At 67.7% G+C, this 18,120-nt stretch carries 16 protein-coding genes; 15 read left to right on the top strand and 1 reads right to left on the bottom strand.

What is annotated here, in order from left to right:
- Positions 1–222: 222 nt before the first annotated feature.
- The 12 genes from UA74_RS19305 (at position 223) to mnhG (ending at position 13,858) form a co-directional block, all read left to right on the top strand.
- Entirely contained in the window at positions 223–918 is a 696-nt protein-coding gene (locus UA74_RS19305; protein ID WP_075741516.1) for a response regulator transcription factor, read from the top strand.
- Positions 911–2,020, top strand: coding sequence for a sensor histidine kinase (locus UA74_RS19300; RefSeq protein ID WP_075741515.1), 1,110 nt, complete (start codon positions 911–913; stop codon positions 2,018–2,020). The genes UA74_RS19305 and UA74_RS19300 overlap by 8 nt, the downstream gene beginning before the upstream one ends.
- Positions 2,021–2,406: 386 nt before the next feature.
- A complete protein-coding gene (locus UA74_RS19295) occupies positions 2,407–3,687 on the top strand; it encodes a TrkH family potassium uptake protein (protein ID WP_232237335.1) in 1,281 nt (426 codons plus the stop codon).
- The gene (locus UA74_RS19290) at positions 3,680–4,348 is read left to right on the top strand and encodes a potassium channel family protein (protein WP_075741513.1); all 669 of its coding nucleotides are present in this window, start codon (positions 3,680–3,682) and stop codon (positions 4,346–4,348) included. Before UA74_RS19295 ends, UA74_RS19290 begins: the two co-directional genes overlap by 8 nt.
- Positions 4,349–4,793: 445 nt before the next feature.
- Positions 4,794–5,714, top strand: coding sequence for an ABC transporter ATP-binding protein (locus tag UA74_RS19285; protein WP_075741512.1), 921 nt, complete (start codon positions 4,794–4,796; stop codon positions 5,712–5,714).
- Positions 5,711–7,348, top strand: a complete 1,638-nt coding sequence (locus UA74_RS19280; protein WP_075741511.1) for an ABC transporter permease — start codon at positions 5,711–5,713, stop codon at positions 7,346–7,348. Before UA74_RS19285 ends, UA74_RS19280 begins: the two co-directional genes overlap by 4 nt.
- Before the next feature lie 800 nt (positions 7,349–8,148).
- Positions 8,149–11,004: a DUF4040 family protein gene (locus UA74_RS19270; RefSeq protein ID WP_083683356.1), complete on the top strand. Its 2,856-nt coding sequence runs from the start codon at positions 8,149–8,151 to the stop codon at positions 11,002–11,004.
- Positions 11,001–11,309 carry a sodium:proton antiporter gene (locus UA74_RS19265; RefSeq protein WP_075741509.1) on the top strand — a complete coding sequence of 103 codons (309 nt, stop codon included), beginning with the start codon at positions 11,001–11,003 and terminating at the stop codon, positions 11,307–11,309. Before UA74_RS19270 ends, UA74_RS19265 begins: the two co-directional genes overlap by 4 nt.
- Positions 11,306–12,838, top strand: a complete 1,533-nt coding sequence (locus UA74_RS19260; protein ID WP_075741508.1) for a monovalent cation/H+ antiporter subunit D family protein — start codon at positions 11,306–11,308, stop codon at positions 12,836–12,838. Before UA74_RS19265 ends, UA74_RS19260 begins: the two co-directional genes overlap by 4 nt.
- On the top strand, positions 12,835–13,230 hold the full coding sequence (locus UA74_RS19255) for a Na+/H+ antiporter subunit E (RefSeq protein ID WP_075741507.1): 396 nt from the start codon (positions 12,835–12,837) through the stop codon (positions 13,228–13,230). The genes UA74_RS19260 and UA74_RS19255 overlap by 4 nt, the downstream gene beginning before the upstream one ends.
- Entirely contained in the window at positions 13,227–13,484 is a 258-nt protein-coding gene (locus UA74_RS19250) for a monovalent cation/H+ antiporter complex subunit F (protein ID WP_075741506.1), read from the top strand. The genes UA74_RS19255 and UA74_RS19250 overlap by 4 nt, the downstream gene beginning before the upstream one ends.
- Positions 13,481–13,858: a monovalent cation/H(+) antiporter subunit G gene (gene mnhG, locus UA74_RS19245; protein WP_075741505.1), complete on the top strand. Its 378-nt coding sequence runs from the start codon at positions 13,481–13,483 to the stop codon at positions 13,856–13,858. Before UA74_RS19250 ends, mnhG begins: the two co-directional genes overlap by 4 nt.
- Before the next feature lie 100 nt (positions 13,859–13,958).
- Here mnhG and UA74_RS19240 read toward each other — a convergent pair whose 3' ends face one another.
- Positions 13,959–14,876 (bottom strand): SDR family NAD(P)-dependent oxidoreductase, encoded by a 918-nt coding sequence (locus UA74_RS19240; RefSeq protein WP_075765068.1) that lies wholly within the window; start codon positions 14,874–14,876, stop codon positions 13,959–13,961.
- Between the two features lie 180 nt (positions 14,877–15,056).
- On the opposite strand from UA74_RS19240, the gene UA74_RS19235 reads away from it, so the two are divergent.
- From UA74_RS19235 to UA74_RS19220, 3 genes are all read left to right on the top strand, one after another.
- The gene (locus UA74_RS19235) at positions 15,057–15,854 is read left to right on the top strand and encodes a helix-turn-helix transcriptional regulator (protein WP_075741503.1); all 798 of its coding nucleotides are present in this window, start codon (positions 15,057–15,059) and stop codon (positions 15,852–15,854) included.
- 661 nt (positions 15,855–16,515) lie between these two features.
- A complete protein-coding gene (locus UA74_RS33010; RefSeq protein ID WP_198042785.1) occupies positions 16,516–16,773 on the top strand; it encodes a hypothetical protein in 258 nt (85 codons plus the stop codon).
- 70 nt (positions 16,774–16,843) lie between these two features.
- A complete protein-coding gene (locus UA74_RS19220) occupies positions 16,844–17,548 on the top strand; it encodes a competence protein CoiA family protein (RefSeq protein ID WP_075741500.1) in 705 nt (234 codons plus the stop codon).
- Positions 17,549–18,120 lie beyond the last annotated feature (572 nt).

Genomic DNA, 18,120 nt, shown 5'->3' with positions numbered 1-18,120 from the left:
TGCGGCGTTGTCGTCGGTCACCATGGCTCCGCCATGGCTCTCTCCTCCGCCTGGCAGCTCATCCACGCCGGTCCCGCTCACGACGGAGAGGGACCGAAGACAGGCTCTAAGCAGGGCGGGTGTGCTGTCGTTCATGCCATTCAGCGAACTTCGCCCACTGTTGCCAGGAGGTATCCGATTCTGGATATGCCCGCGATATGCGGTGCTGCGTAGCCTGCACGCATGCGTGTGCTGATCGTCGAGGACGAGCCCTACCTGGCCGAGGCGGTCCGGGACGGGCTCCGGCTCGAGGCGATCGCCGCCGACATCGCGGGCGACGGCGACACGGCGCTGGAACTGCTCGGCGTGAACTCCTACGACATCGCCGTGCTGGATCGCGACATCCCCGGCCCCTCCGGCGACGAGGTCGCCCGGTGGATCGTCGGCTCCGGAAGCGGCATCCCGATCCTCATGCTCACCGCGGCCGATCGTCTCGACGACAAGGCATCCGGATTCGGGCTCGGCGCCGACGACTATCTCACGAAGCCGTTCGCGCTCCGGGAACTCGTGCTCCGGCTGCGCGCCCTCGATCGTCGGCGGGCACACACCCGGCCGCCGGTGCTGGAGGTCGGCGGACTCCGCCTGGACCCGTTCCGCCGGGAGGTCTTCCGCGACGGTCGGTACGTCGCGCTCACCAGGAAGCAGTTCGCCGTGCTCGAAGTGCTCCTCGCGGCGGAAGGCGGAGTCGTCAGCGCGGAAGAGCTGCTGGAGCGTGCCTGGGACGAGAACGCCGACCCCTTCACAAACGCCGTCCGCATCACGGTCTCATCGCTGCGGAAGCGACTCGGCGAGCCGTGGTTGATCGCCACCGTCCCCGGAGTGGGTTATCGCATGGACACCGACGTCGACCCGGGGGCGGCGGACGGTTCCCGTGCCTAGACGCCCTGGGCTCAGCGTCCGCCTGAAGCTGACGCTGAGCTACGCGGCCTTCCTGGTCGTCGCAGGCGTCCTGCTGCTCGCCGTCGTGTGGGTGTTCCTGCTGCGCTACGTGCCCGACCGCGCGATCAACACGCGGGGCGGCTTCGTGCCCAACCAGTCGGATCTGCTGCGAGCCTTCGCCCCGGCGGCGACCGCAGCACTGTTGTTCCTGCTCGTGCTCGGTCTGATCGGCGGATGGTTCCTTGCGGGGCGGATGCTCGCTCCCCTCACCCGCATCGGCGACGCCGCGCGGCTGGCCACCAACGGATCACTCTCGCATCGCATCCGGATGGAGGGCCCGCAGGACGAACTCAGCGAACTCGCCGACGTCTTCGACACGATGCTCGAGCGGCTCGAGGCGCACGTCGCGGAACAGCAGCGGTTCGCGGCGAACGCCTCCCACGAGTTGCGCACGCCGTTGGCGATCTCGCAGACGCTTCTCGACGTGGCGCGCAACGATCCGGACCGAGACGTCGAGGAGCTCATCGCCCGGCTCCAGACCGTCAACACCAGGGCGATCGAGTTGACCGAGGCGCTGCTGCTGCTCAGCAGAGTCGACGGAAGATCGTTCCTGCGGGAGATCGTCGATCTCTCCCTCGTCGCGGAGGAGGCGGTCGAGACGCTGTTCCCGCTCGCCGAGCGGCGCGGTGTCCGGATCGACGTCGGCGGGGAGAAGACGCAGACCGTCGGCTCGGCGGCGCTGCTGCTCCAGATGACGATGAACCTCGTGCACAACGCGATCGTTCACAACCTGCCCGCAGGCGGCATGATCTCGGTGCACACCGCGATGCAGCGGTCGATGACCGTGCTCCGCGTCGAGAACACGGGCAGCGCGCTGTCCCCGGAGCGGGTGTCGACCCTGACCGAGCCGTTCCAGCGCGGCACCGAACGCCTGCGCGACGACGACCATGCAGGCGTCGGCCTCGGACTGGCGATCGTGCAGAGCATCATCCGCGCGCACGCCGGGACGTCGACGATCATGCCCCGCCCCGGCGGCGGACTCGTCGTCACGGTGCGGCTTCCCGCCGCCCGACGCACCGCCTCGCGCGCCACCCGCGCCTAGCGCGGCAGCCCGCGGGGGAGGCCTGCGAGCCCCAGCCGTCGGCCCCGCGACGAGCCCGTCCCCGCTCCTCCGCATCTCCGCAGGCACCGAGCGGTACGCATGCGGTGCTGACCTGTACCGGCCGCCCCCATGGTTGAGCCGATCGATGGTGCGCGAGGCAACTTCGCTGCCCAGCGGTGAGGGGCTAGGCTGCTCGGCCGGGGATCGAGCAGCCACCTCCTGCTCGGCGGCAGCGCGAGACTCTCGCGGGGAGGCGTAGGGATGCGATGAGTCGGAGCGGCCCGCACGAGTCTGCGGACGCACGACCACGGTCATGGCGACGTCGCCTGCGGCGCCTCCTTCCCCCTGCTGGCAGGCCCGCCCGCGCGGTGGTCGCCGGGTTCGCGGTGGCCATCGGTATCGGCACGACGTTGCTCACCCTGCCGATCGCGGCCGCCAGTCGGGAGCCCACCGACGTCGTTCATGCCTTGTTCACCGCGACGTCGGCGGTCTCGATCACCGGCCTGGCAGTGGTGGACACGGGATCGCACTGGTCCACCTTCGGACAGGTCGTCATCCTGGTGCTCATTCAGGCAGGCGGGCTCGGCATCATGACCCTGGCCTCAATCCTCGGGCTGCTGGTGTCCCGCAGGCTCGGGCTCGGCATGGAGTTGACCGCCCAGCGCGAGACGCGGAGCCTTCAGCTCGGGGACGTGCGCAAAGTCGTCATCGGCGTGATCAGGCTCAGCCTCCTCTTCGAGGTGGTCATCGCCGTGGTCCTCGCCGCGAGGTTGCTGATCGCATATGACTATTCACCCGGTGACGCGGTGTACTCGGGGATCTTTCATTCGGTCGCGTCATTCAACAATGCCGGGTTCTCGCTCTACAGCGATAGCATGACGCGCTTCGTCGCCGACCCGTGGATCTCCCTGACGATCTCCCTCGCGGTGATCGCAGGCGGGTTGGGCTTCCCGGTTCTCTTCGAAGTGGGTCGCAGGCTCCGAGGCCCGCACCGATGGTCCATGCACGCCAAGATCACGTTGGGGGCGACGGCGCTGTTGCTGCTGATCGGCTTCGTGTTCATCACGGCTAGCGAGTGGCGTAACGCGAGCACGATGGGCGGGTTCGGCGTGCCCACCAAGCTGCTTGCGGGCTTCTTCGCAGCGGTGATGCCCCGATCCGGGGGCTTGAACAGTGTCGACGTCGGCGAGATGACGTCGGCGAGCCTGCTCGTGCAAGACGTGCTGATGTTCATCGGTGGCGGGAGCGCGAGTACGGCAGGGGGGATCAAGGTCACGACCTTCGCGTTGCTGGCCTTCGTGATCGCGGCCGAGATCAGGGGCGAACCCACGGTGCACCTGATGGGACGCAGGCTGGCGTCCAGCGTTCAGCGGCAGGCATTGACGATCGCGCTGTTGAGCGTGGCCCTGGTCATGGTCACCACCATCACGCTGTTGTCGATCACGCCGTTCAGCCTCGACGAGGTGCTGTTCGAATCGATCTCGGCAGTGGCGACGGTGGGCCTGTCCACCGGGATCACCGCGGATCTGCCACCCGTCGCACAGGTGCTGATGTCGGCACTGATGTTCATCGGCAGGCTCGGCCCCGTCACACTCGCGGCAGCGCTCGCGCTGCGGGATCGGCCGCGGCGCTACGAACTACCGGAGGAGCGACCCATCGTTGGCTAAGAAGGACAATGCGACCAATCGCGCAGTCGTCATCGGTCTCGGCAGGTTCGGGGGCTCCGTCGCCATGGAGTTGATGCGGCAGCGGACGGAGGTGCTCGCCATCGATTCGAATCCGAAGATCGTGGATCGATATGCCGATCGTGTCACCCATGCTGCTGTCGCCGACTCCACCGATGACGATGCGCTGCGCCAACTCGGTGTCCACCGGTTCCATCGAGCGGTCGTGGCGATCGGGACCGATCTCGAGGCGAGCATCCTCACGACGTCGCTGCTCGGGGACTTCGCCATTCCGAGCATCTGGGCCAAGGGGCTCTCCCGACAGCATGCCAGCATCTTGGAACGGGTGGGCGCGCACCATGTCGTGTTGCCGGAACATGACATGGGGGAGCGGGTCGCGCACCTGGTGATGGGTCGCATGCTGGACTACATCGAGTTCGAGGACGACTACGCGATGGTCAAGACGACCGCACCGGCCGAGGCGGTCGGTCGTACGCTCGGCGAGGCTCAGCTCCGTTCCAAGCACAAGATCACCGTGGTGAGCATCAAGCGTCGGGGCGAGGGCTTCAGCTACGCCACAGCAGAGACCGTGGTGCGTGCCGGTGATCTGCTCATCGTGGCGGGGAAGGCCGTCGACACCGAGCGGTTCGCCGAGCTGACGTGAGAGAGCTCGGTGGCTATGACACAGGCGGCTACCGCCGGGTCGTCGGCGGTGCGAGACGCTGCCGTTTCGGCGTTCTCCCCTGGTCTGGGTCGACGTCCCCGGGGACGCGGCGGGGCGCCGAGGCCGCGAACCGACAGGACGCCTCAGCCGATGGAACCGTCGCGAAACCGCTCACCCGGCGTGACAGTGGTCGGCCGTCGGTGTGTAGGGAGATGGGCTCCGTCCGCCGAGGACGTGCTCGAGGGCGGGATGGCCGGTGTCATCGCAGCCTCAACGATCATTCCTGTGGCGCGAGTCTCGGTCCACGAGGTGGGCTGTCTGCGGTTGACCATAGGGTCTGTCCAGGTCGGGGTGGACTGCCTGAAGATCAGGGGAGTACCGTTCCGCCTGGTGCGCCGGGAAGTCTGGTCGGCAACGTCTGAGCGTTGTCGTCGAGAGGAACCTCATGGCTGCTTCCCACGGTCCTGCCTGCTCTTCGGAGCCGCTCGCGATCGATGCACGGGGGCTGACCAAGCGTTTCGGGCGGACGACGGCGGTGGAGGACCTCTCGCTGACCGTCCGGCGCGGTGAGGTCTTCGGCTTTCTCGGGCCCAACGGCGCGGGCAAGTCGACGACGATCCGCCTCCTGCTCGGCCTGGTGCGTGCCTCGGCAGGCAGTGCGTCGTTGTTCGGTGACGACGTCCGGGATGTTCGTCGGGCCCATCGGCATGTGGCCTATGTGCCTGCCGACGTGGCGTTGTGGCCCTCGCTGACGGGTGCTGAGATCCTCCACCTGCTCGCACGGACCGGCCCCGAGGCAGACCTCGCCTATCGAGAGGTCCTGGTCGACCGGTTCGCTCTGGACCTGGACCGGGCGGCGGCGACGTACTCGACGGGCAACCGGCAGAAGGTCGCGCTCGTGGCCGCCTTCGCCACTCGGGCACCGCTGTTGATCCTCGACGAACCCACCAGCGGTCTCGATCCGCTGATGGACCGCGAGTTCCGTCGATGCGTGGTTGAGGCCAGAGACCGAGGCCAGACAGTGTTCCTGAGTTCCCATCTGCTCGACGAGGTCGAGGCACTCTGTGATCGGGTGGCGATTCTGCGGTCCGGTCGCCTGGCGGAGGTGGCTCGGATCGCGGAGCTGCGCAGGCTCCGACGTACGGAGGTCGAAGTCTCCTTCACGGGCGATCCGCCCGATTTGACACGGACGCCCGGTGTGCTCGAAACCCAGGTTCTCGGCGGCTCCCGACTGCGCTTCACCCTGTCCGGCGCCGCCGGTCCGGCGCTGCGCGCACTGGCATCGGCGGAGATCGAGACGATCGAGGTCCGAGAACCGACGCTGGAGGAGATCTTCCTCGACTACTACGGCGAGCGGGATCGATGACCTCGGCGGAGCGGACCGCACTGCGATCGACGTCGCGCCCGGTCCGGCGGCGGGCTCTTTGCGCCATCGCCGCGCTGCATCTCAAGCAGATTCGCCGCAGCGCGCTCGTGGTGCTGGGCGTCGTGGCAGGGCTCTCGGGGCTGGTGGCGGGCCAGTTCCATACCATGTTCGCCGGGGTGCTGGACGCCCAGGCGTTGGCAGCTTTGACGGAGAATCCGGCGATTCGAATCCTCTTCGGCGACCCGGTGGCACTGGATGATCCGGGCGGTTTCACCGTCTGGCGCACGGGCACGGTGTTCGCCGTGCTGGTCGGGGTCTGGGCGTGTGTGACTGCGACACATCTCACGCGGGGCGAGGAGGAGGCCGGGCATTCGGACCTGCTCCTGGCAGGGCAGACGACCCGGGTCGACCAAGTGGTCCTGTCGCTCACGGTACTTGTCGGGTGCCTTGCCGTCATCGGAACGGTCCTCGCGGGCACGCTCGTGTTCTCGGGCACGGCGGTGGTCGGCTCGGTGTTGTACGCGGCAGGCCTCGTCGGGGTCGGCGTCGGGTTCGCCTCAGCGGGCGCGCTGTGTGCGCAGATCCTTCCCACTCGTGTCGCCGCCTCCGGGCTGGGAGTCGGTCTGCTGACTGCGTCGATGATGGCCCGGATGGTCGCCGACGGAGCGGAGGAGCTGGATTGGCTGCGGTGGTTCACGCCGTTCGGCCTCGTCGGTGAACTCGGTCCCTACGCGCATGATCGACCCGCTCCGCTCCTCGTGTTGTTCCTGATGCCGGTGTTGCTCGCGGCGAGTGCGGTCGTCATTGCACGCATGCGCGACGCCGGTACGGGCCTGCTCCGGCTGACAGCCCGACGATCCCCCCGGATGATGTTCCTCGGGTCGCTCGCCGGGTTCGCGATCCGGCGGGTACTGCCCCCGATGACGGGCTGGACGGTCGGCTTGGCCGCCTTCGCCGGACTGATCGGGCTGCTTGCCGTCTCGATCACCGACTTCCTTGCAGGCAGTCCCCGCTTCACCGAGCTGGCCGCCGCAGCAGGCTTTGGTCTCCTGGATGCGACCACCGGCTATGCCGCGACGATGTTCACCCTGTTCGCGATTCCGGTGGGGTGTTTCGCCGCGACGCGCATCGCTGCCATGCGGCAGGACGAGCGCAGTGGACGTGCGGTTCCCCTGTTCGCCACCTCGACATCCCGAGAGCGACTCGTGGCCGTCGAGCTCGCCGTCACCCTGGCGTGCGTTCTGCTGCTGCTCGCCGTGGTGGGTCTCGCGATGTGGGCGGGCACCCGCATCGTCCAGGCACCGTTGGGAGTGGGTGAGGCGCTTGCCGGCGCACTCAACCTGGTGCCCGTCGCCCTGCTCTGCATCGGCGCGGCGACGGCGGCACTCGGGTGGCTTCCACGGGCGGTCCTCGTGGTCGGTTGTCTGCCTGCCGTCGGCGGCTTTCTGCTCGACGTCCTGGCGCAGAGCACGGGTGCCCCGGCGTGGGTGGGGGACCTCTCGCCGTTCGCGCACCTTGCCGCGGTACCCCACACTCCGCCGGATTGGACGGGCCTCGCCGTCTCCTCGGTGATCGCGCTCGTCCTCGCGGCCATCGGTACCGTCGGCCATGCGCGACGAGATCTCGGCGTCTGACTTCTCCTGTCCCGATGGCATCACCAGCACCGACGGTCTCTCGGCCGCCTGGAAGGGGCAGCCGGGACGTCCGGCCCCGGACCTGCATCGCCCACCTGTCGAGGAGAGTCGATGATCGATCCACGGCGCACACGAGGGCAGCGCACCGGGGCTTGACGTTCTCGCGAGCAGTGATACCGGTCTCACAGGTGCAGCGGTGTCGTCGTCGGTGCCGGTGACCTCGGACTCGGTCGAACGCTTCTCACCCGTGCGAGCGACCATCAGGTCATCCAGAAGGGGAGATCGTGCCAGCCAGGACTCCGGATGTCGTCTGATACGTTCTTGACGACTTCTACACTTCGTGAGGGGAGGGGCAGTGATCGAGAGCGTCGGTCGTCGGTGCGATGGCACCGGCCTGCCGGGCAGCCGCAGCACCCACCCTCTGGGGGGCGCGCTCGGGATGCCTGCTTTTCGGTCCTCGAGTCTGCGGCGGAGCCGCTTCGCCGAACCCCACAAACTGCCGGTCGACCACGGTCTTCCGCCGGGCACCAACGGCTACACCACGTCGTGGGGCACCAACGCCCACGGCGAACTGAGCGCGTGCCCGCCGGGATCTCGCTGATCTCAGTCCCGCAGTCGTCTTCCCCCTCCTCGTCTGGTTGATCGCGCGAGCGTCACCTGCTGCCAGGTATGTCTGCCGTGCGGTCCCTTCTCCCTCGTCGGTTCTCGGCGCCGTAGGCGCTGATACTCACGGCGGTGGGCCGTCGTCACCCGCACCCCCATGACGAAGACGTGGCGATGAATCGTGAAAGGACCATGGCGTGTTGCTGGTCGTGTTGGTGGTTGCGCTCGCTCTCACCACCCTGAGCACACCCTTGCTCAACCGCCTGCTCGGCCGTGCGGCAGGCTGGCCGATCGCGGCCGTCTTCGCGGCCCTGACAGTCGTCGTCGCAGTTCAGGGACGGCACGTCCTCGTCGAGGGCGGCACGCTCGAGTTCTCGCGCCCCTGGATGCCCGCGATCGGCGTGAACCTCGAACTGCGGATGGACGGCCTCGGCTGGCTTTTCTGCATGCTGGTGCTCGCGGTGGGCGCTCTGATCATCGCCTACTCGACGCGGTATTTCCCGCCCGGCAGGCGGGGTGGCTTCTACTTCCTGATGACGGCCTTCGCCACGGCGATGACCGGTCTGGTGCTGGCTGACGACCTGGTGCTGCTCTTCGTGTTCTGGGAGCTCACCACGATCTGCTCGTTCTACCTGATCGGCCTGTCCGGGCCGTCGGCGAATCGTCCTGCGGTGCGCACCTTCCTCGTCACCGCGCTGGGCGGGCTGGCGCTGCTGACCGCAGTCGTCCTGCTCATCGTCCGGACCGGGACCAGCAGCCTGAGCGCCGTCCTGGCCGACACGTCCTGGATGCAGGACACCGGCTTCGCGACCGTGGTCGCGTTGCTGGTGATGCTGGCGGTCTTCACCAAGTCGGCTCAGTTCCCCTTTCACTACTGGCTGCCCGACGCGATGGCGGCCAGCACCCCGGTCAGCGCCTATCTCCATGCCGCGACGATGGTCAAGGCCGGGGTGTATGTCGCGATGCGTTTCTCCGCGGCGTTCGGCGAATTCGGTGTGTGGAACCTCGGACTCATCTCGGTGGGTCTGGTCACCGCACTGATCGGTGCCGTCTTCGCGCTGCAGCGCCACGACCTCAAGGAGCTGGCGGCGTACTCGACCGTCAGCCAGCTCGGCTTCCTCATCATGGTGATCGGCATCGGTACTCCTGCGGCGCTGATCGCAGCGGCCGTGCACACCGTGGCACATGCCTTGTTCAAGTCGGCGCTGTTCATGACGGTCGGCATCATCGACCGTCAAGCCGGTACCCGAGACATCCGAAGACTCAGCGGTCTGCGTGCCGCCATGCCCGTCACCGCGACTGTGGCAGGCCTGGCCGCGTTGTCGATGGCGGGGATACCGCCCTTCCTCGGCTTCGTGAGCAAGGAGAGCCTGTTCGACGCGCTGCTGGAAGCACCGGGGCCTGCCTGGGCGGGCCCGGCCGTGGGCGTCGGAGCGGTGATCGCGGCGGCGTTCACCTTCGCCTACGCGTTCCGCTTCGTCGTCGGAGTGTTTGGCGGCCCGCCGAACGAGCCATCGCCTCGCGAGGCCGGTGTCTGGTTTCTCGCCGCGCCTGCCGTGGCCGTCGTCGGCGGTCTACTCCTCGGTCTGGGCGCTCCGTGGCTTAATCCGCTGGCGGACCGGGTAGCGGTCGACGCCGCACCCGGAAGCGGGTACGCCGACCTGAGTCTGTGGCATGGCTTCAACGCGGCGTTGTGGATGTCGGCCGCCGCCATCGGCCTGGGCGCGCTCCTCACCTGGCGGTCGGCCTCCGGTGAAGCCCTGGCGGGCCGCCGGTTCTTCCCCGCCTCGGGCACGGCGGTCTTCGAGCTGCTGTACCGAGGCGTGATCGCGCTGGGCGTCCGGGTGGGAGATCTCACCCGCAGCGACTCGCCAGCGCGACACCTGGCGGTGCCGATCGTGCTGATCGGTGGTCTCACCGCCGTCGTCGCCGCCGCGAACCTCGACTTCGGATCTTTCACCGCACCCACGTCACGGACGCTGGACTGGTTCCTGGTGGTGCTGGTGGTCGCCGCAGTCCTCTCCGCGACCATCACCCGTTCGCGGCTGGCGGGCCTGGTCCTGGTGGGCGTGGCCGGTTTCACGGTGGCACTGTGGTTCCTGTTCCTCGGGGCGTTCGACGTCGCGCTGACGCAGGTGCTGGTGGAGATCCTCACCGTCGTCGTCGCGGTGCTCGTCCTGCGGCGGCTGCCCCGGAGATTCCATCGCGCGACCCGGCGAAGGACGGTGCTGACCGCCGGAATCGCCATCGGGGCCGGACTCAGCGCGGGCCTGGCCGCCTATCTGATGACCGGTCGCCGGGAGCTCTCACAGGCTGCGGAGTACTTCCTCTCCCAGGTCGAAGACGACACCGGCGGCACCAACGTCGTCAACACGATCCTGGTCGACTACCGGGCGATGGACACGATGGGCGAGCTCACGGTCCTCGGCGTCGCAGGCCTGGTGATCATCTCAGTGCTGAACTCCAGCGGTCTGATCTCCGGCGGCGGAGAACGACAAGCGAAGGTCCCTCCGAGCAGTGCGGTCTGGAACGCCGACGACAACACCGTCATCGTGCGGACCGTGGCGCGGTGGCTGATGCCGCTGCTGGTGCTCTGGTCGCTCTACCTGCTCCTGCGGGGGCATCACGAGCCCGGCGGCGGCTTCATCGCCGGGCTGGTCGGAGGGGCGGGGTTCGCGCTGGTCTATCTGACGGCTGCGAGTGAATCGGCCGCCCGTATCCGACTCTCGTCGCCGGGGCTCATCGCAGGCGGGATCGTCGTGGCGGCAGGCTCCGGGCTGCTGGGCTACTTCGACGGCTCCTTCCTGCGGCCACTGCATGCCGACATCGGGATGCCCTGGGGCGACTTCCACTTCACCACCGCCCTGGTCTTCGACGTCGGCGTCTATCTCGCGGTCATCGGTGTGCTGCTCACGGCGCTGAACCATCTGGGACTGCGGCAGCCGCAGACGGCGGGAGTCCGCTCCGGCTCGCGGGGCCGCACCGGTTCCCGAGGGCGGCGCGCCGCGACAGGTCGGCCGTCGAACGGTCCCGCGACTGGAGGTTCCCGATGACGCTCGCGATCACGATCGGCGCCTTGATCGCCGGTGCGGTCTTCCTGATGCTGCAACGCGGCATGGTCCGCATCGTGCTGGGCTTCGTGCTTCTCGGACACGGGGTGAACCTGTTGCTGATGTCGGCAGGCGGCACGTCTCGGCGTGACCAGCCGCTGCTGTCCTTCGGCTCGCCGGAGGCTGCGGCGGATCCGCTCCCACAGGCATTCGTGTTGACCGCGATCGTGATCGCCTTCTCGATCACGATCTACATGCTGACTCTCGCCGCCACCGGCAGCGACGACGACACCGAGGACGCCTCATGAACGCCGCGCTGCTGCCGCTCGTCGTGATGGTGCCGCTGATCAGCGCCGCCCTGCTCGCCGTCGTGTCCGGCCCTCGGTGGCTGCGCAGGGTCCTGCTGCTTGCACCCAACCTCGGCGCGCTGGTGGCCGGTGCCCTGCTGATCCAGGCCACGGGCGACGGCTCGGTCTACGCGCACAACATCGGGCTCTGGCAGGACGGGATCGCGATCCCGTTCGTCGTCGACGTGTTCAGCGCCCTGATGGTGACGACCACCGCGCTGCTCACCGTGACCTGTTCCGCGTTCGCCGTCGCCACCGGTGAGGACCGGGCCCGATTCTTCGGACCGCTCGTCCTGGTGCTCTCGGCGGGGGTGTACGGGGCGCTGATGACCGGTGACCTGTTCAACCTGTTCGTCTTCATCGAGGTCATGCTGCTGCCCTCCTACGGCCTGCTGGCGATGGCCGGAGCGCTGCGCAGCCTGCGGGGTGGACGGATCTACGTCACGGTCAATCTGCTCACCTCCACGATCTTCCTGGCAGGCGTCGCCCTGGTGTACGGCGTGGCGGGCACGGTGCACCTGGGCGAACTCATCGGGGCGGCCCGAGAGTCGCCGCTGGTGGCGTCGGCGATGGCGGTGGTCCTGCTCGCCCTGTCGATCAAGGCGGCGGTGGTGCCGGTGCACGGCTGGCTGGCCCGCACCTATCCCGCGACCTCGCCTGCGGTGACCGCCTTGTTCTCCGGGCTGCACACCAAGGTCGCGATCTACGCGATCTACCGTCTGTACGCCCTGCTCTTCGAAGGCGATGCCACTTACCTGTGGATCGGCCTGGTCGCCTTCACCGCGACCATGCTCATCGGCGTGCTGGGCGCGGTGGGCGAGAACACCACCCGATCCATCCTGGTCTTCCACATGATCAGCCAGATCGGCTACATCCTGCTCGGCGTCGCGCTGTTCACTCCGCTGGGACTGATGGCCGGAATCTTCTACCTGATCCATCACATGATCGTGAAGGCGTCGTTGTTCCTGTCCACTGGAGCGATCGAGGACGCCTACGGGACGAACCGGTTGGACCGTCTGGGCGGTATCGCGCGCCGTGAGCCGCTGCTGGCACTGGTGTTCATGGGAGCCGCGCTGTCCCTGGCAGGACTGCCGCCGTTCTCCGGGTTCGTCGCCAAGCTCACCCTGGTCAGCGCCACGATCGAGGACGGACAGTGGATCGTCGCCGCCGTCGCGGTGGCGGTCAGCCTGATCACCCTGATGTCGATGCTCAAGATCTGGGGCGGGCCGTTCTGGGGCGCGGAGCCCGACTCGGACGGCGGGTCGGGTCGAGAAGTCCAGAGCAGTCCGTCGACGGGAGGGGTGTCGGCCCCGGCTCGACCGACCCTCCGGCCGAAGGTGCGGCCCGCGGTTCTACTCCCGGCGCTGGTACTCACCACCGCCACGCTCTGCATCGGGCTGGGTGGTCAGGTCCTGCTCGATCTCAGTGCTCAGGCGGCGTCCGGACTGCTGGACCCCGCCGCCTATCTCGAGGCGGTGACGAACCGATGACCTCACAGCTGCGATGGCTGACCCGCCTGCTGCGGTTTCCCTTCTACTACGCGCTCGAGGTCGTCAAGTCCTCGACCACCGTCGCACTCGACATCCTCACACCGGGCAGCCGGGCGACGCCCGCCTTCGTGGAAGTCCGACTGCGATGTACCACTGATCTGGAGATCACGATGCTGGCCAACATGATCTCCCTGACACCGGGGACCGTGACGGTCGCCACCCGCAGGCGTCCCGCGACACTCTGGGTGCACGGGATGTACGTCGACGACCGCGAGTCCTTCCGGGAGGAGCTGTACGCGATGGAGGACCGTCTCCTGGCGGTGACCCGCCGCAACGGTGCGCCCGACCGCCTTCCCGCGTCCCGGCGAACCACGAGCGGGGGACCGGCATGACCGTCATCGACATCGGCCTCGGCGCAGTCGTCCTGGCCATGATCATCGCCACCTACCGCATCCTCCGTGGTCCTTCGAGCGCCGACCGCGCGGCAGGCGCCGACGTCATCTTCTTCGGTTTCGTCGGCCTGGTCGCTCTCCTCGGTCTGCGGTTGGAGACCGAACTGGTGATCGACATCGTCCTGGCCTGCACACTCGTCGGATTCCTCGCCGCCTTGTCACTGGCGCGTCTGATCGCGGGAGGCAAACGATGAGCCCGATCCTGGACGTTCTCGGTGTCATCTCCATGGTTCTCGGCGGGGTCGTCTTCGCCGTGGGCGCCTTCGGGCTGCTGCGCCTCCCCGACTTCTACTCTCGCCTGAGCGGGGTCAGCATCGCGGCCGGTCTCGGCACCGCCCTGCTTCTGCTAGGACTACTCCTGCACTTCCCGACTCTGGAGAACGCGCTGAAACTCGGGCTCGCCCTGCTCATCCAGCTCGCCACCGCAGCCGTGGGCGGCAACGCGATGGCCAGGGCCGGGTATCTCGCCGGCACCCCGGCGACCCCGAGAACCAGATACGACGACCTGGCGGTCGGTACGACGGATGGTCCGAAGCCTGCGCCCGACGATTCCCGAGGAGCTGACTGAGAACGGGACTTCGGCACCGTGGTCAGCGTTGATCGAAGGCCGGGCAGACAGAAGACAGGGGAAGGAGGAGCCGCGACATGGCGGGGGCTCCTTTTACGGTTCAGGCCTGCTGTTCCAGCCACTCCCACAGTGTCTGTTCTCGGTCGGAGTCGTATGATTCGCCGGACGATTTCATGGGTCGGGTGCGGTGGATGTAGGAGCCGGTAGGGGCTTTGATGGCTCCGAGGATCACGTCGGCGAGCTTGTGGCCTGCGACCTGTGGGGTGTCCACGAGTGGGGTGGCTGCCAGTGGCGGGATCAGCCGGCTCATCACCCATGGGAAAGCGCCGCCTGCTTCTCGCGCCAGCCCGGTTCCCATGACGAGGCTGGGGTTGTAAGAGAGGATCTCCACTTCCGGCGGGAGTCGGCGGGCCCATTCGTGGACGAGGTAGATGCCGCCGAGCTTGCTCGTGGTGTAGGCGCGGCGGCCGGCTCGGACGCGTGCGGGGTTCTTGAACGCGCCGGGCTTGGAGACCGTCTCGGGGCCTGGCCAGTGTGGTCGCGGCATGATGCCGCCAGTGTGTCGGATGTCGCCGAAGTGGGCGTCGCTGACGGTGACGACGATGCGGGCGGGAGCGTGGAGGTGTGGGTGCAGCCGACGCAGCAGCAAGTGGGTCGCCAGCACGTTGACGGCAAAGGTCCTCTCGTACCCGTCCACGGTTGAGTGCAACGCATTGTCGAGGTGGACGCCTGCGTTGCAGGCGATTCCACTCAGCGGTGGGAGTTCGCCCGCGTCGAGCATGTCCTCGACCTGCGCGGACGCCGCGGCGATACTCGCCTTGCTCGCGAGATTCGTGTCGATCACGGTGACATGTGGGGATATCGCACGCAGGCCGGGGAGCACCTCGGCGCCTGAACCTGCCCGTGTAAGGACCACCAACCGTGTCTCGGGACTGCGCCGAAGAATGTCGCGGGCGGCTTCCAATCCGATTCCTCGGGTCGCACCGGTCATGACCAGGGTTCGAGTCGCTGTGTCCATTCGTGCGCTCCTTGAGCTGAGGGTGATCAGGCCGGTGTATGGCGACGGGGCGCGTGGTTCCTCCGTCGTCACCGACTGTGCGGGAGCCTTCGCGGGCGAGGGAGATCCCGTCGAGCCTGGTACCGGCAGGACCACGCACGCGACCCGGCGTCACCGTCAGGGCAAGGGACAATAGACACCATGGTGAAGGGTGAGGGGTCGGATCTGGGCGAGTATCTGCGTCATCGCCGCGCCGAGATGACGCCCCCCAACCGTCCAGGCATCACCGCCATGTCTCACCGGCGCGTCCCTGGCCTACGGCGACAAGAACTCGCCGACATCGCAGGATTGTCCGTTGACTACTACACCCGTCTGGAGCAAGGGCGTGCGACGCGGCCCTCACGCGAAGTCCTCACCGCCTTGGCACGGGCCTTCCACCTCTCGAACGCTGAACGGGATCACCTCTTCCGCCTCGCAGGTGAGCTGGCGCCGCTCCCGAAGGCACCTGATCGTGAAATCCGTCCCGGTATTCTTCGTCTGCTGCGCAGCCTTGAAGGTGTCATGCCCGCCACCGTTCACGACGGGCGTCTTGACGTGCTCGCACACAATGCTGATGCGGCACAACTGCTGGGACCATTGTGGGGTGATGGGCCGTACGGTCGAAACATCGTCTATCAAGGCTTCACCGCTCCGGAACTGGGCGAGTTGCTCGATGAAGAGGGTGCTGATCAGTTCGCCCGGGTGGCGGTCGCCGAACTTCGCATAGCGATCAGCCGATACCCGGGGGATGAGTACCTGCATTCTCTGTTCCAGGAACTCTTTGCCTGCAGTGCTGCTTTTCGCACCCGATGGGAGCATGGCGAGATCGGAGCATGGCGATCCGCCTTCAAGCGACTACGGCACCCCTCCCACGGGTGGATGAGCCTCGACACCGAGATGCTCCACGACCCCGAACCCGACCACTGGCTCATGCTCTACACGCCTCGTGATCCTTCGTAACCTCGCCACAACACGCCGCTGGGCCGGTACTTTCGATGACGTCGTCGACCATCGTGATCTCACCGAGGCCCTGCCTGTCTCGCCGACCGCCGAGCATCGTGCGGCCTGGGTCGCCGACTGGTGGGGCCGACACCTCGAACCGGGCCAGGGCTGGCGGCCGGAGTCGGTGCTCGTCGATGAGGGGGACTCGCAGTGCCGTGAGGTGCCCTGCTTCCTCGTCGAGCTGTTCGGTGAATCGGCGGGCCTGTGTGACCTCGCGTCTTCACCGTCAGCGGTCGGCGGTGTTCCGTTCCTGTCCGTTCGGCCGAAGCTGTCACAGCGTAGCCGGCTTGCTGAGCCGTAGCGGCCAACTGCCGAGCGGCGGCCCTGAAGCGGGGCCGCCTGCGCCGCTGGGGCCGCGTAGGGGGCCGTTCCGCAGTCTGCCCGACCGGCGACCGGATGCCAGCTCCTCAGCGCCACCTTGCACGAAGTTCCTCGCTTCCCGGCGCGAAAGGCCGGTTCGGTGGACAGTTCCTCGCGAACTAGTCACAAGACCGCATTGATCCTTGAACTGGCAGAACGGGCCAGCAGAAGTGGCTTTCACCGACGACGAACTCCCGTCACAGGATGACCGGGCCGGGTGGCCGCTGTTGCGGAAACGGTTCGCCGCCGCGTTCGCGACGTGGACCCGCGACGAGTGGGGGCCGTGTTCGCGGATGCCGATGCGTGCATCACCCCGGTACTGACCTTCGCCGAGGCGCCCGCCCACCCGCATGCGGTCGCACGTGGCGGGTTCGTCGAGGTGGACGGCGTGGTGCATCCTGCTCCCGCGCCTCGGTTCTCGCGCAGCAGGGTCGACGTCGCGGCCTCGCCGACTCCGGCGGAGTCGCAGGCGCACGGGATCCTCGCCGACTGGTGGGTCGGCCCAGAGCCTCGGTGATCGTCCCGACGGTCGCCGAGGCCTGCGCTCCTACTGCTTGCGCGGTGTCGATGCCCCATCGCGAACGAAGGTGCCGCTGCTGGCCCGTGGCCGGATCGGCGGCTTCGTGCGGCCGCACTTTGCTCACCCGGCGGGCATCGCTTCGCGTGGCGGCCACCACGGTGAAAGCGTCTGGCACGTCAACGCGAAACACCGGCGCGCCCGCTGGGCCCGGTCGCTGCACAACGTTACGGAGGTGCTGCCGGAGCAGTTGGTCGGGCACCGTGTCCGTCGTGCGGACGTCCATGTGGTGCTGGCCGATGGTGCTTGTGTGGTGCTGGAGGTGCAGCGAGGGCTGATCACTAATGGGCTACGGCTGGCCCGGCACCGGGACTATGCTGCCGCTGGCGTGCGAGACGTGTGGTGCATGCGCTCGGGCACTCGGATTCCGCACGTCTTGGTTGCCGAGGGCATCCCGGTTCGGACGCTCTATCGCGAGGGTGCGGCCGGAACCAGGCTCGGAGCAGCCCACGTGCGCAGCCGCCAGTGGCGGACGAAGGAGCTGCGCCTGTTCGAGCTGCATCATCCGCCCTACGCTGGCGACCCGCTGATCGACGAAGGCTTCCCTCTCTCCGGCCTCGGTCTCGATGCCGTCGGCGTGACGTTTCCATCCACAAGCACTGTGCACAACGACAGCGTCGTCTGCCGTCGTAGTCCCTACGACGGTTCGCTCCAGTTGGGTATCCAGCGGCTGGCGGGCGGTGGGTCTACCGCGTCGGCCGGAGTGCCCGTCTGAACGGGCGTCGGGCGGTGAGCGGCGGAGGTTGTCTGACCGGGGACGGGCTGGCCGAATGTCCGGTCACGGCGCTCCCCCAGGCCCCGATCTGACCACGTGCTGAAGGCGTCTCCTGCCACTTTTCCGCCCCAACCGCACCGGATACCGGGGCAGGAGTGAACACAGGATCGTTACCTTCTAGCGACCTAGTGGGCATCGCTGGTGCGACCCCGTATCGCATCCGTCAGGCGGATCCTCCCACAATCCTCCCAAAACCGGTCGCAAGCCGCCGAGCGGACCACAGTGGACGGAGCGGAAAGAGCGACATCAGAATGCAAAAAACCCCGCTGACCTCGCTTTTTCCTGATTCGGCTGGGCGTCGCGACCGTCGGGACGACAGGATCTGAAACTGCGACCCCTTGACCCCCAGTGGCGTCGAATTGCGCCGGTGACCTGCGGAAATGGAGATATCGCAGGTCCGGTGGGTGCAGTTGGCGACGGTTGAGGGCGTTCGATTGTGGTCGTGGTCGATCCGATCCTCCCGGAATCCTCCCGCTTGTGGGCATTCTGGCTGTTCAACGGCCTTCGGGCCC

Origin of the sequence: Actinoalloteichus fjordicus, from assembly GCF_001941625.1 — a bacterium.
Lineage (GTDB): Bacteria > Actinomycetota > Actinomycetes > Mycobacteriales > Pseudonocardiaceae > Actinoalloteichus_A > Actinoalloteichus_A fjordicus.
The sequence above is the reverse complement of the archived record's forward strand: the minus strand, read 5'-3'. Positions and strand labels throughout refer to the sequence as shown.